Genomic DNA, 13,381 nt, shown 5'->3' with positions numbered 1-13,381 from the left:
GGTGAACCAGCTCCCCAGCCGAGATCTAGCTGCGCCAGGCGCAGATCAGAGCTGGCCCTGGTGGCCCCTGTTGCCGCTCTACCCCTACGGCCGCCGCCGCACCTTGGTGCGCGAATTAATCCCTGGCCAGGTCTGGAGTTTCGAGCAGCTCCAGGGCGTGTTTTACGTGGCAGTGCCGATCCGGATGACGGTGGTGCGTTTGCGGGCTGGTCTTTTGCTCTATGCCCCCGTGCCCCCCACTGGAGAGGTGCGGGCAGCGCTTGCTGAGCTGGAACACCGCTACGGGTCCGTTTGCACGATCGTGCTGCCCACCAGCTCTGGCCTCGAGCACAAGCTGCCGGTGCCGGCGATGGCAAGGGCTTTCCCTGCCGCCCAGGTGTGGGTAACACCAAGGCAGTGGAGCTTCCCCTTACCGCTGCCGCTGGCCTGGTTGGGTTTCCCGGCCCAGCGCACCCGGGTGTTGTTTGAGCAGGGCCTTCCCCATGCCGATGAGCTGCACTGGCTGCCGCTCGGGCCCCTAGACCTGGGCCTGGGCACCTTCATGGAGGCGGCCTGCCTGCACCGCGCCAGTGGATGCCTGCTGCTCACCGATGCCCTGGTGGCCATCAGTGAGCAGCCGCCTGAGCTATTTGATGCCGATCCGACGCCGCTGCTTTTCCATGCCCGGGATCGCGGTGATGCGCCCCTGCTGGACACTCCTGATTGCCGCAGGCGGGGCTGGCAGCGGCTTGTACTCTTTGCCTCCTACCTCCGCCCAGATCAATTGCAGCTGCCTGGGATCAGGGAGCTGCTTACTGATCTGCTGGCAAAGGGGGTGCGCTCGCCGCGGGCCTATTTCGGCCTCTATCCCTTCCGCTGGCAGGAGGGCTGGCAAGATGAATTTCGGCGGCTGGTGCCCGGCCCTGAGGCTGCACTGCTGGTGGCGCCTGTCCTGGAGCGGCTGGTGTTTCCCCGCTGCCGGGCCGCCCTGGTGACCTGGATCCGCAATTTGGCTAGCCAAGCCGAAATCCGCTGGCTGGTGCCGGCCCATTACCAAGCTCCGGTGGCCTGCAGCCCCCAGCAATTAAGGGGGCTTGCAGACTGCCTGGAAGGGCGAGATTGGGCACCTGACAGCGGCAGCTGGGCATACCTCAGCGGTATTGACAAAACCCTCCTGCGCTATGGAGTCGTGCCGAAGCAGCCCGCGGAGCTTGCACCTAGGGATTTCTGAGTTTGAACTAGTTCAGAGCCTGAGCTCGCCAGGGTCGGCATCGAATTCGCTGTCCAGATCACCGCAGCCCAACAGGCTTGCATCTAATTCCATGCGCTGCTCCATCTGGCGCAAGAAATAGCCAGTCATCATGGCTGAGGCAAGCAGGCCAGCCAGGTTGTCGCGGTTGGTCTGAATCTTGACCTCGAACTGCTCGCCGGGGAGCATCCCCAACAGGCCTTGGACGTTGTGGCGAATGATGTCCTGGATGTCACCACTGGCTGAGCGAGCAACCCTTTGCAGCACATCAGGAGACTGCTCCTGCAGGTACTGAATCAACGAGTTACCGCTGATTGCTTCGTTATCGGTGGTCAGGAACTCCGGGTTGAACATCGCCGGCGTGCTCTGCATCCTAATTGCACCTTACCCCAGCTCATTCGGCGTACCAGGGGGGTGGCCCATGGCGGAGATCCGTAACCAACCGAACCGATTGAGGGGCCAGTAACGAAGCACCGCTGTGCCGATCAGGGCCCTTTGAGGTAGGGGCCCCCAGAGGTGGGAATCCAGGCTGGCATTGCGGTTGTCACCTAAAACCAGCAGATGGTCTGGGGGCACCGTGAGGGGTTCCAGCTGGTAGTCCATCGGTTCGGCTGACCAATCAATTGCCGCCTTGCTGCCGTTGCGCCACAGCACGCCATCACGCACCTCCACTGCATCGCCCGCTTGTGCCACCACCCGCTTGATCAGGGCCGCCTTGGGGTCGTAGCCAGCTGCTAGCAGGGCTGCGGGGGGATGGAAAACCACCACGGTGCCGATCGGTATGGGGCGATGCAGCCGGGCGCGCAGCTTCTCCACCAGCACCCGATCCTGCAGTTGCAGGGCCGGGAGCATCGATCCCGAGGGAATCCAGCGGGGCTCCAGCACCGCCCAGCGCAGCAGCAGGGCCAGCAACACCCAAACCAGCACTGGCAGCACCTGGCGGCGCAGGCTTTCGACCAGGCTGGGAGTGCTGCTGCGGGGCGAGGACGACAAGGGTGCAGGGGAGACTGGATCAATCCATCCTGAACCGCCCTGGCGTGGAGTTGGCCCGTCGCAATCTCGAGGCGGCGCTGCTGCTGCTGAAGGCCCTGATGGAGCAGGGGCTCAGCGAGGCTGTGTTGTGTCCGGGCAGTCGCTCCGGTGCCCTGGCCCTGGCCCTGGGCGTGCTTGAGCCGCGCGGGCTGGCGCTCTACACCGCCATTGACGAGCGCTCTGCCGCCTTTTTTGCCCTGGGATTGGCCAGGGCCACTGGCAAAGCAGTTGCGGTTGTCACCACCTCGGGCACCGCTGTGGCAAACCTGCTGCCCGCCGCGGTGGAAGCGGACTATGGCGCCATCCCCCTATTGCTGATTAGCGCTGATCGCCCCAGCCGGCTCAAGGGCTGTGGGGCCAACCAGACCGTGAACCAGGAAAGCTTTCTGGCCGCCAGTGTGCGCTGGTTTGGCCAGGGCGATGGCACTGGACTGGCTGCCATGACAGACGCTGCCATCGCCGCACTGGCTCGCCAGGCATGGTCCGGCACCCGGCTCCCTGACCTGGCCCCGGGACCAGTGCACCTCAACCTTCCCTTTGCCGAACCCCTGCATGCAGGCGGACCGGCGCTGCTTGAGGCAACGGCCCACGCTTCCCTTGAGACAACTTCCCCTCCATGGGGCGAGCTCGGCCTGAGGACCCTTGGATCAGGGACCCAGGCACCGCCCTTTAGTCCCGCTCCCGATCCAGACCAGCCAGGGGTGGTTGTGGCTGGTCCCTGGCGCGGCCTGCCCCAGCACTGGCCTGGTTATGTGGAGTCTCTGCTGCGCTGGCAGCGGCGCACGGGCTGGCCCGTGCTGGCCGATGGCCTCAGCGGGCTGCGGGGGTTGGCTGAACTGGATTTGATCAGCAGCTACGACCTACTGCTCGAGGCTCCTGAACCCAAGCTGCGTTCAACCCAGGTGCTGCGCCTTGGCCCCTTGCCCGCCAGCCGCCGCTTGCAGCGCTGGCTGGCCGACCAGGAGGCTCTCCAGTGGCTTGTCAGTGAGGGCGAGCCGAGATATCTTGATCCGCTTGGCGGCGGATGGCACGGCAGCGGATGCCAGCAGAGCGCCGCCGGACTGGCCGGCTGGAGTGCGAGCTTGCCGCCAGCTTTTTGGGCCGGCGGCCCCAGTGGCGAGGCCCTGCAGTTTGGAGCCCGCTGGCGCCAGCGGGAGCAGCACCTACAGCTCTGGCTAGATCAGCAGCTAGCCAACAGTGAGGGGGCTGGAAATGGAGTTAACGAGCTTTGTTTGGCGCGCCAGCTGGGGCTCCTGCTGCCTGCCGGCTTGCCGCTGGTGCTTGCCAACAGCAGCCCCGTGCGCGATTGGGAGAGCTTCGCCAATCCCGCCGCCCCCTGGCGACCGGTTTATGGGTTCAGAGGGGCCTCCGGCATCGATGGCACCCTCTCGATCGCCTGCGGGGTCGCTGAGGCCCATGGCCAGGCGGTGCTGCTCACGGGTGATCTGGCCCTACTCCATGACAGCCATGGCTGGCTTTGGCAGCGCCAACTAAAGGGGCGTCTCATCGTGATCCTGATCAACAACGGCGGTGGCGGCATCTTTGAGCAGCTGCCGATTCGCACAACGCCTGAGCAGGCCCTGGATTTCGAGAGGCTGTTTGCCATGCCCCAGCAGCTTGATCACTTGGCTTTGGCTGCCGCCCATGGCGTGCCGGGGCGCAGGGTGGAGCAGCTTGCTGGCTTGCCAGCCCAGCTGGACTGGGCGCTGCAGCAGCCGCTGGCGCTGCTTGAGCTGGTGAGCGATCGCCGCGCCGATGCACTCAAGCGCCAGACCTTGCGCAGAATGGCTGCCCAAGCCCTGATGCAGCCTTGAGCCCTTCCTCCCAGACCCCGGCAGCGGTGCAGTGGCAGCAAGCCGGCACCTACGAGGACATCCTTTTTGACCTATGCGAGGAGGGGATCGCCCGCATCACGATCAATCGACCCCACAAGCGCAACGCCTTCCGGCCCCGCACCGTGCAGGAGCTTTGCGACGCCTTTTCCCGAGTCCGCGACAACCCTCGGGTCGGGGTGGTGTTGTTTACCGGCGCCGGCCCAGCGGCTGATGGTGGCTGGGCCTTTTGCGCTGGCGGCGATCAAAGCGTGCGCGGCGATGGGGGCTATCTCGACGAGTCGGGCTTGCCCCGGCTCAATGTGCTCGATCTGCAGCGCCTGATCCGCAGCCTGCCAAAGGTGGTGATTGCTTTGGTTGCGGGATATGCGATCGGTGGTGGCCAGGTGCTGCACCTGCTGTGCGATCTGAGTCTGGCTGCTGAGAACGCCATATTTGGCCAGACGGGACCGCGGGTGGGCAGTTTTGATGGCGGCTTTGGCGCCGGCTACCTGGCGCGGGTGGTGGGCCAGCGCAAGGCACGGGAGATTTGGTTTCTCTGCCGTCAATACGGGGCCGACCAGGCTTTGGCCATGGGCTTGGTGAATGGGGTTGTGCCCTTGGATCAGTTGGAGGCGGAGGGGATCAGCTGGGCGCGCGAGGTGCTGCAGCACAGCCCCACGGCGATCCGCTGCCTCAAGGCAGCCTTCAACGCTGAAACCGACGGCTTAGCTGGCATTCAGGAACTGGCCGGCCAGGCCACCCATCTCTTTTATCGAACAGCGGAGGGCCAGGAAGGGCGCAATGCCTTCCTTGAGAAGCGTCCTCCCGATTTCTCCGATGCTCCCTGGCTACCTTGAAAACAAGCGGATTTCATCTCAGGGCAGTGGGTTGTTTGGGGCTGCTGCGATTGCTTCCGCTCCTGCTTGTGGGAGTTACTTTATTTGTGCCTTTCCTTGCCGTGGCAGCTGGAGAGCCAGCTCAGCAGCGTCGGCTCGTACTAGATCGACGCCAGCGTCAGTTGTTGGTCCTAGAGGGCAACCAGGAGCGCAAACGCTTTCCGGTGGGTGTCGGCCGGCCTGGCTGGGAGACCCCGGTGGGTCAGTTTTCGGTCATCGAGCTGGCGGTAGATCCCACCTGGGAGCACCCAGCCACCGGCCAACGCGTCCCGCCTGGACCCGCCAACCCCCTGGGCAGCCGCTGGATCGGCTTCCACCGCGACTGCAAGGGCCGCGCCGGCTTCAACGGCAGCGAGCACCTTGTGGTGAAGGGTTGCGTCAGTGCTGGCTTCCACGGCACACCCCAGCGGCACAGCGTGGGCCAGGCCGTTTCCCACGGCTGCGTGCGCCTACTGGATGAGCATGTGCGGGAACTGTTCGATCTGGTGGAGATGGGCACGCCCGTGACGGTGCTGCCCTAGCGACGCCCGTAGAGTTGCGCCCACCTCCGGTAACTCTGGGATGCGGGTCTTGTTTGCGGCGGCCGAATGCGCGCCGATGATCAAGGTCGGGGGCATGGGTGATGTGGTGGGCTCCTTGCCCCCTGCCCTAGCCGCCTTAGGCCACGACGTGCGCATCATCCTGCCGGGGTACGGCAAGTTGTGGTCGAAGTTGAAGGTTTCGGCCGAGCCCATCTGGCGCGGCCACACGATGGGCAATGACTTCGCTGTCTTTGAGGCCCGTCATCCCACTAACGGCCTGCTTCTCTATTTAGTGGGCCATCCGGTGTTTGATCCGGAGCGCATCTACGGCGGCGAAGACGAGGATTGGCGCTTCACCTTCTTTGCCAGTGCCACTGCGGAATTTTGCTGGCACCACTGGAAACCCCAGGTGCTGCACTGCCACGACTGGCACACCGGCATGTTGCCGGTGTGGATGCATCAAGACCCGGAGATCAGCACCGTATTCACAATCCACAATCTCAAGTATCAAGGCCCTTGGCGCTGGAAACTTGATCGCATCACCTGGTGTCCCTGGTATATGCAGGGGGACCACACGATGGCGGCAGCCTTGCTGTATGCAGATCGGGTCAATGCGGTGTCCCCCACCTATGCGATGGAGATCCGCACGCCCCAATACGGCGAGCATCTCGATGGCTTGCTGAATTTCATCAGTGGCAAGTTGCGCGGCATCCTCAACGGCATTGATACCGAAGACTGGAATCCAGCCACTGATGCCAGCCTGCCAGCCCAGTTTTCGGCTGCGGATTTAGCCCCCCGTGCCCTTAATAAGCAGGCCCTGCAGGAGCGCTTTGGCTTGGCTGTGAATCCCCGCTCCTACCTAATGGGAATGGTGAGCCGACTAGTCGATCAAAAAGGTGTCGACCTGCTGCTGCAGGTCGCTGATCGGGTGTTGGCCTACACCGACAGCCAGGTTGTTGTTCTGGGCACGGGGGATCGCACCTATGAGTCGGGCCTATGGCAGATGGCAGCGCGCCATCCCGGCCGCTTCGCCGTTTTCCTCACCTACGACGATGCCCTGTCGAGGTTGATCTATGCCGGTAGCGACGCCTTCTTGATGCCGAGTCGCTTTGAGCCCTGCGGTATCAGCCAGATGCTGGCAATGCGCTACGGCTCGATTCCGGTGGTGCGGATGGTGGGCGGTCTGGTGGACACCGTGCCCCCCAACGACCCCCTGGCGGGCAGCGGCAATGGCTATGGCTTCGATCGCTACGAGCCAATCGATTTCTACACGGCGATCGTGCGCTCCTGGGAGGCTTACCGCAATCAGGCCAGTTGGCAGGAGCTCCAGCGCCGGGGCATGGGCGTGGACTTCAGCTGGGCTCGCTCGGCGCTCGAATACGACGCCATGTACCGCGACGTTTGCGGGGTCAAGGAGCCAACGCCTGAGGCTGCCGCCGTTGAGCGTTTCTCCCAGGGCCAGGATGCGGACCCCAGCCGGCGGGGCCTGGCTTCCCTGCTGAAGCGCCGTTGAACCCCTTTTGGTGACGCCACCTACTTCCGCCCGCGACAGGTCGGGCCGTTCGGAGCCACCAGCTCCCTATCCGGCCCCTTACGTAGAACCTTGGGGCCGCCTTGCAGTGGCCCTGCGTGCCGCCTTGGCCAGCACGGTGCTCAAGCTGCGGGAGCTGGTGCGCCGCAACCGCGAGGGGGATTTATCGGTGCCTGGCTTCTGGCCCCAAAAGCTCGCGGCCTTTTTTTGGCCGGTGCTGCTTGCCCTGGGCTTGGCTGTGTTGGCGTGTTTGCTGACGCTGCTGATAAGAACTTCTGCTCCCAACCCCACCACTTTTGATATGGCGGATAGTTCAGCCGTTCAACCAGTTGTTGAACATGATGTTGAACAAGATGCCCCTCGCTCTGTTGGCCTAGCTCCAAGCTCTCCTGAGCCTCCTGAGCTTGCAGAGCCTGCTCCAGTCGCGATCCTTGAGCTCGACCCCCTGCTGGCCCTGCTCTCAAACGACGACCCCGATGGCTGCATTGCTTCTGCTCGCCCCCACCCAGAGCAGGGGCTGCTCGATCTGGAGCTGGTCAGTCCCTGGGCAGGCTTGCCATTGCAGCGCCGCCAGCTGCAGGCCGATCTCTGGTTGCAGCGCAGCCGCGAGTTGGGTTACGAGCGGCTGCGCCTGGTAGCCCCTGGCGGCAATCTGCTGGCCCAGGCCGCCCGGGTGGGCAGCGGCATGGTGCTGTTGGAGGCGGAGCCAATTCCTCAGGCATGATCCTCGGCATCGCCCCCGACTGCCGACGATGAGTCTGCATTTAGCCCAGTTACAGGAGCTTTGGGGTCCAGCCGCCACCGGCCCACTGGCGATGGATCAGGCGGAGCTCACGCTTGCACCCCAGGCCATTTGTACCGATAGCCGCCAACTGCGCGGTGGCGACCTTTTTCTGCCGCTGATTGGCGAGCGATTCGATGGCCATGGCTTCCTTGCCGCTGCCCTCGAAGCAGGGGCCGCCGCCCTGCTAGCCCAGGCGGGACACCTTGCGCCAGCCTCCCAGGCCAGTGTGTTGGCTGCTGCCGCCGCAGCTCACGTTCCCCTCTGGCTAGTGCCGGACACCCTGCAGGCTTACCAGGATCTGGCGCGTCTCTGGCGCCTGCAGCTGGCGGCGCCAGTGGTGGCGGTGACCGGTTCCGCCGGTAAGACCACCACGCGGGAACTTATCCGCAGTGCCCTGGCTCCGCTTGGGCCGATCTGGGCCTCCAGCGGCAACGAAAACAACGACGTAGGTGTTCCCCTGACCTTGCTTGGCGCAGGCCCTGATCAGGCGGCCGTGGTTGTGGAAATGGGCATGCGGGGCCTCGGTGAGATCGAACGACTGAGTCGCTGCGCCAGCCCCGATGTGGCAGTGATCACCAACATCGGCACAGCCCACATCGGCCGGCTTGGCAGTCGCGAGGCAATCGCCACGGCTAAGTGCGAAATCGTGGCTGGTTTGGGGACCGATGGCTTGGTGGTGATCCCGGCTGGTGATCCTCTGCTGGACCGGGCTCTGGCCAGGGTGTGGTCTGGCCGGGTAGTGCGGGTTGCCCTGCAGGGAGAAGGCCATGAAGCGGCCGCAGATCTGCTGGGCAGCTTTGATTGCCAAGGGGGGATTTTGGAGTTGGCCGGAGTGGCCCTGCCCGTGCCGCTAGAGGGAGTGCATCACGCCCGCAACCTGCTGCTTGCCATGGCGGTAGCTCGTGAGCTCGGCCTTGAGCCAAAGCGTTGGCGGCCCCTGCAGGTGGATCTGCCCGGAGGACGCAGCCGCCGTTTGCAGCAAAATGGCGTGCTGATACTTGACGAGACCTACAACGCCTCACCGGAGGCGGTGCTTGCCGCCTTGGAGCTGCTGGCCCAGCAGCCTGGCCGCCGCTTCGCGGTGCTCGGCACGATGCTCGAGCTGGGCGAGCAGAGCCTCGCTCTGCACCGCAGCGTGGCCGAGCGGGCCAGGCACCTAGACCTTGATGGGCTTGTGATCGTGGACCAGGGCGAGGAAGGGGCGGCCATGGTTGCGGCGGCCACTGGCCTATCGCGTTTAAGGCAGGTTGATTGCCCGGAGGCTGCGGCAGAGCCGTTGCAGGCATGGCTGCAGCCTGGAGATGTGCTCCTGCTCAAGGCCAGTCGGGGTGTTGCTCTGGAGCGCTTGATCCCGCTTCTCTAATCGGCCATGCCGGGCTCTGCCCGATCGGCCATGATGGCTGCGGAGCAGCATTTCACGATGTTGTGCCTTCGGGCGAAGGTCCTGGGTGGTGGTTCACTCGGGGCCTTTCTGCTTTCAGCCCAAATACCAATGCAACATGGCCGCCAGCTGCCCCACCATGCCTTTGCCGGTGAGAAGCTCGCCGGCGATTGCTGCGGCAAAGCCAAGCATGGCCATCCTTCCGTTTAATAATTCCACCCCGGCCAGGGCAGCCTTGTTCCAGGGTTTGGGGCTGGTCATGCTCTCGCCAAACCGTTCCACCGGCTCGTAGAGAAAGCCCTCCTTATCTGGTGAAGCTGCAGGACGCTTGTCGCGATTCATAAAAGTTGGGGAAGATTGGCGCAGCCTATGGGGCTGGAGGGTTTGGCTGGTTTAACTGGCTGGACCAGTTTTCCTTGACGAGCTGGCGAGCACGGCCCAAGGCGAGCGACCCGGCCGGCACGTCCTTGGTGATCGTCGAGCCGGCTGCAACGGTGACGTTTTCGCCCAGGGTCAGTGGTGCCACCAGCACAGAATTTGCCCCGGTTTTGCTGCCTGCCCCGACCACGGTGCGGTGCTTGCGCACGCCGTCGTAGTTGGCGGTGATTGTGCCTGCACCCACGTTAACGCCAGCACCTAGATCTGCGTCGCCGATATAGCTGAGATGGTTTACTTTCACACCAGCGGCAAGACTGCTGTTTTTCACTTCCACAAAATTGCCGACGTGACAGTTCTCCGCTAAAGTGGAGCCTGGGCGTAGCTGGGCGAAGGGGCCAATAGCGCAGTGCTCAGCCACCTGGACCTGGCGCAGCACTGAATAGAGCACCGTCACACCTGCAGCCAAACTGCTGTCTTCGATCAAGCAGCCGGGCCCGATGCGGCAGCCATCGCCGATGGAGCTTCTGCCGCGGAAGTGGCATTGGGGTTCAACCACAACATCCTGGCCAAAGCGGCAGTCCTCGCTGAGGGTGCAGCTAGCTGGATCGACAAAGCTGACACCCTCAGCCATCCAGTGGCGCTTTAGGCGTTCCTGCAGTGCCGCCTCGCATTGGCTGAGCTGAAGCCGGTCGTTGATACCGGCGATTTCGTCGGCATCGGCCACCTCTCGGTGCATGGCCGGCCGGAGCAGAGCCACCGTGTCGGTGAGGTAGAGCTCGCCTTGGTCGTTGTCGGTGGTGAGCTTGGGCAGCACCTCGGCCAACTTGGCCCAGTTGAAGCAGTAGATCCCAGCGTTGGTGAGGTCATTGAGACGCTGCTGGTCGTTGCAGTCGCGATGCTCCACGATTGCGCTAACGGAACCGTTGGCATCGGCAAACACTCGCCCGTAGCCACTGGGATCGGCCAGCCTGGCTGTCAGCAGGGTCACGGCAGCGCCACTGCTGCGGTGTTGCTCCAGCAGGGCCGCAAGGGTTTCGGGGCGTAGCAACGGCACGTCGCCATTGAGGACCAGCAGATCCCCCCTGAAGTCATTTAGCGGTTCGAGCAGCTGCTGCACGGCGTGACCAGTGCCGTTCTGGGGCTGCTGCAGCACGAATTCCAGGCCGCTTAGGCCCTGCAGCTGCTGCTCCACCCGCTCCGCCTGGTGGCCAACGATCAGCAGGCGCCGCTCTGGCTGAAGCTGCTGGCAGCTGGCCAGTACCCGCTCCACCAAGGTGGCACCGGCTAGGGGCTGGAGCACCTTGGGCAGGGCGCTCTTCATGCGGGTGCCCTTCCCTGCGGCCAATACGGCGACGGCGAGCATGGGCTTCTGCGTGGACTACCTATCAGTTTGCCTGCTGCTTAAGGCGGGCTAGGTCGTCCCAGAAGCCCGGATAGGAGACGGCTGCCGCTTCCGGCCGGTGCAACAGGGTGTCGCCCTGGGCGATGCCGGCCGCTACCGCCAGGCTCATGGCCACCCGGTGGTCGGTCTCACTGTCAACCTCTGCGCCGTGCAGCTGAGTGCAGCCGCTGATAGTCATGCCGTCTGCGAATTCCTCGATGCGGCCGCCCATCGCCCCGAGCTGCCGTGCCATTACCGCCAGGCGATCTGTTTCCTTAACCCGCAGCTCCTCGGCGTCATGAATGCGGCTGATGCCGTTGGCGCAGCAGGCGGCTACGGCTAGCACTGGGATTTCATCAACGAGCCGGGGGATCAGGTCGCCGCCGATTTCAAAGGCTTGCAGCGGGCCGTGGCAAACCCGCAGGTCGCCCACCGGCTCTCCGGCCACATCCCGGCGGTTGAGCACGCTGATTTGCGCGCCCATCTGCTCCAGCACTTCAAGGATGCCGGTGCGGCTGGGGTTGAGCCCCACGTTCTGCACCGTGATCTCAGCGCCTGGGGTGATGGCACCGGCCACCAGCCAGAAGGCGGCGGAGCTGATATCACCTGGCACTACTACGACTTGACCTTTGAGCCTTTGGCCGGGGGTCAGGGTTACCACCGTGTTGCCCGCACCACCCACCGACAACTCGGCGCCGAAGGCCCGCAGCATTCGCTCGCTGTGGTCGCGGCTCTGGGCAAGCTCGATCACGGTGGTGGGCCCGTCAGCGGTGAGGGCGGCAAGCAGGATGGCGCTCTTCACCTGGGCTGAGGCCACCGGGGTGTGAATGGTTGTGCCGCGCAGCGGCTGGCCCATCACCGCTAAGGGTGCGAAGTTGCCGTCCCCGCGGCCGTGGATCTGGGCACCCATTTGGGCCAGCGGGGCTCCGACCCGCCGCATCGGCCTGCCCCGTAGGGAGCCATCGCCTGTGAGCACGAAGTGACGGCCCACCCGGCCTGCCAGCAGACCCAGCATCAGCCGCATGGTGGTGCCCGAGTTGCCGCAATCGAGCACATCGCCAGGTTCCTGGAAGCCATCAAGGCCGGCGCCTTGCACGGTCACTGGCTGGCCAGCCTGAATCGGCGATACTTCCACGCCCATGGCCCGCAGGCAGGCCGCCGTACTAAGCGGGTCCTCCGCTGGTAGCAAGCCCTCGATGCGGGTTTCTCCCTCGGCGATAGCCCCAAACAAAAGGGCCCGGTGGGAGATTGATTTATCCCCGGGCACCTGCACGGTTCCCGCCAGGGTGCCGCCACCAGTCAGGCGGAGTGGGGCAGGATTGGCGGCGGAATGGGCCACGAAGCTCTGAAGGCGGTGGGCCGATCCTATGGATCCCGCCGCTACTCGACCGATCCTTAGGCATGCCAGTGGCAGAGCGGGCCTTGACCAGCGCCAATGGCTAGGGCGGAGCGCAAGCCGCCTTCCACGTAGCGCTTGGCCTCGTTAACGGCCTCCTGAAGGGATCGTCCTAGGGCCCGCTGGGCAGTGATCGCTGCCCCCAGTGTGCAGCCGCTGCCGTGGGTATGGATGGTGCTAATCGGCGCGTGGCTGAGCCACTGCCCTGGGGCATGCCGCTGCAGGAGGTAGTCGCGGCCGCGCAGCTCTGGCCGGCCGCCGCCTTTTACCAGCACCGCTGCTGACCCCAGCTCCAGCAGCCTCTGCGCCGCTTGCTCAACCGCAAGCTCCAGATCGCTAGCCGCCTCAATCGTTACGCCGCTGAGTAGCTGGGCTTCATGCAGGTTGGGGGTGAGGAGCTCGGCCTGGGGCAGCAGCAGCCGATAGGCAGCAATGGCGCTGGGCTCTAGCAGCACTGACCCTGCCCGCGACACCATCACCGGATCGATCAATTTCGGGATCGCCAGCGGCGCCAGGGCGGCAGCGGTGGCCTCGATCAGGCTGGCATTGAGCAACATGCCGGTTTTAAGGGCCGCTACCGGTAGGTCTGTGAGCACCGCGGTGATCTGGGCGCTCAGGGCCTCTGGCGGCAGAGCGTCCACGCGGCTGACACCTGTGGTGTTTTGGGCGGTGACGCAGCTGATGGCCGAGCAGCCATACACCTGCATGGCCGTGAAGGTTTTGAGGTCGGCCTGGATGCCGGCGCCGCCGCTGGAATCACTCCCGCCGATTGTCAGGGCGATGGCGGCAGTCATCGGCACAGAGGCAGTTCAATCAAGCTGATGATCTCAGAAAGTATCGAATTATCCATTGCTTTGGCATGCATCGTTAATGGCTCGTGTTCTTCATCGGGGTTAAAGATGTAGTGTGGAGATTCGTTTTCACGACTGGCCCTATCAATGCTCCATTTTAATTTAAAATTTAGGGCACCTCGAAAAATACGATCAGCCCTTGCGTTGAGGCGACAATAGCTTATAATTTGAATAGTTAATTGCATGCC

General features: G+C 64.1%; 14 protein-coding genes. 7 read left to right on the top strand and 7 right to left on the bottom strand.

The window, feature by feature from the left end; genetic code table 11:
- The first annotated feature begins 1 nt into the window (after position 1).
- Positions 2-1,210, top strand: coding sequence for a DUF4336 domain-containing protein (locus AC01FP_RS06180; protein ID WP_474478932.1), 1,209 nt, complete (start codon positions 2-4; stop codon positions 1,208-1,210).
- Positions 1,211-1,222: 12 nt separating this feature from the next.
- Here the strand turns inward: AC01FP_RS06180 and AC01FP_RS06175 are convergent, their stop codons facing one another.
- The gene (locus AC01FP_RS06175; RefSeq protein ID WP_474478980.1) at positions 1,223-1,582 is read right to left on the bottom strand and encodes a DUF760 domain-containing protein; all 360 of its coding nucleotides are present in this window, start codon (positions 1,580-1,582) and stop codon (positions 1,223-1,225) included.
- Positions 1,583-1,612: 30 nt separating this feature from the next.
- Positions 1,613-2,221: a signal peptidase I gene (lepB, locus tag AC01FP_RS06170; RefSeq protein ID WP_474478930.1), complete on the bottom strand. Its 609-nt coding sequence runs from the start codon at positions 2,219-2,221 to the stop codon at positions 1,613-1,615.
- 44 nt (positions 2,222-2,265) lie between these two features.
- Between lepB and menD the strand changes: the two genes are divergently transcribed.
- From menD to AC01FP_RS06140, 6 genes are all read left to right on the top strand, one after another.
- On the top strand, positions 2,266-4,074 hold the full coding sequence (gene menD / locus AC01FP_RS06165; protein WP_474478928.1) for a 2-succinyl-5-enolpyruvyl-6-hydroxy-3-cyclohexene-1-carboxylic-acid synthase: 1,809 nt from the start codon (positions 2,266-2,268) through the stop codon (positions 4,072-4,074).
- The gene (gene menB, locus AC01FP_RS06160; protein ID WP_474478926.1) at positions 4,071-4,931 is read left to right on the top strand and encodes a 1,4-dihydroxy-2-naphthoyl-CoA synthase; all 861 of its coding nucleotides are present in this window, start codon (positions 4,071-4,073) and stop codon (positions 4,929-4,931) included. Before menD ends, menB begins: the two co-directional genes overlap by 4 nt.
- Before the next feature lie 101 nt (positions 4,932-5,032).
- Positions 5,033-5,491, top strand: coding sequence for a L,D-transpeptidase (locus tag AC01FP_RS06155; RefSeq protein ID WP_474478924.1), 459 nt, complete (start codon positions 5,033-5,035; stop codon positions 5,489-5,491).
- Between the two features lie 40 nt (positions 5,492-5,531).
- The gene (gene glgA / locus AC01FP_RS06150; protein ID WP_474478923.1) at positions 5,532-7,004 is read left to right on the top strand and encodes a glycogen synthase GlgA; all 1,473 of its coding nucleotides are present in this window, start codon (positions 5,532-5,534) and stop codon (positions 7,002-7,004) included.
- A 106-nt stretch (positions 7,005-7,110) separates the two neighbouring features.
- On the top strand, positions 7,111-7,746 hold the full coding sequence (locus AC01FP_RS06145) for a hypothetical protein (RefSeq protein ID WP_474478921.1): 636 nt from the start codon (positions 7,111-7,113) through the stop codon (positions 7,744-7,746).
- A gap of 28 nt (positions 7,747-7,774) precedes the next feature.
- Positions 7,775-9,169 (top strand): UDP-N-acetylmuramoyl-tripeptide--D-alanyl-D-alanine ligase, encoded by a 1,395-nt coding sequence (locus AC01FP_RS06140; RefSeq protein WP_474478919.1) that lies wholly within the window; start codon positions 7,775-7,777, stop codon positions 9,167-9,169.
- Between the two features lie 114 nt (positions 9,170-9,283).
- Here AC01FP_RS06140 and AC01FP_RS06135 read toward each other — a convergent pair whose 3' ends face one another.
- The 5 genes from AC01FP_RS06135 to AC01FP_RS06115 form a co-directional block, all read right to left on the bottom strand.
- Positions 9,284-9,529: a chlorophyll a/b-binding protein gene (locus tag AC01FP_RS06135; protein ID WP_474478918.1), complete on the bottom strand. Its 246-nt coding sequence runs from the start codon at positions 9,527-9,529 to the stop codon at positions 9,284-9,286.
- Positions 9,530-9,554: 25 nt separating this feature from the next.
- Entirely contained in the window at positions 9,555-10,928 is a 1,374-nt protein-coding gene (glmU, locus tag AC01FP_RS06130) for a bifunctional UDP-N-acetylglucosamine diphosphorylase/glucosamine-1-phosphate N-acetyltransferase GlmU (protein WP_474478916.1), read from the bottom strand.
- A gap of 22 nt (positions 10,929-10,950) precedes the next feature.
- Entirely contained in the window at positions 10,951-12,285 is a 1,335-nt protein-coding gene (aroA, locus tag AC01FP_RS06125) for a 3-phosphoshikimate 1-carboxyvinyltransferase (protein WP_474478914.1), read from the bottom strand.
- A 56-nt stretch (positions 12,286-12,341) separates the two neighbouring features.
- A complete protein-coding gene (gene thiD, locus AC01FP_RS06120) occupies positions 12,342-13,136 on the bottom strand; it encodes a bifunctional hydroxymethylpyrimidine kinase/phosphomethylpyrimidine kinase (protein WP_474478913.1) in 795 nt (264 codons plus the stop codon).
- On the bottom strand, positions 13,133-13,381 hold a 249-nt coding region (locus tag AC01FP_RS06115), incomplete at its 5' end, for a hypothetical protein (protein WP_474478912.1). The genes AC01FP_RS06115 and thiD, both read right to left, overlap by 4 nt.

Source organism: Cyanobium sp. NIVA-CYA 375 (assembly GCF_056108345.1).
This window is presented reverse-complemented; position numbering and strand designations above follow the sequence as displayed.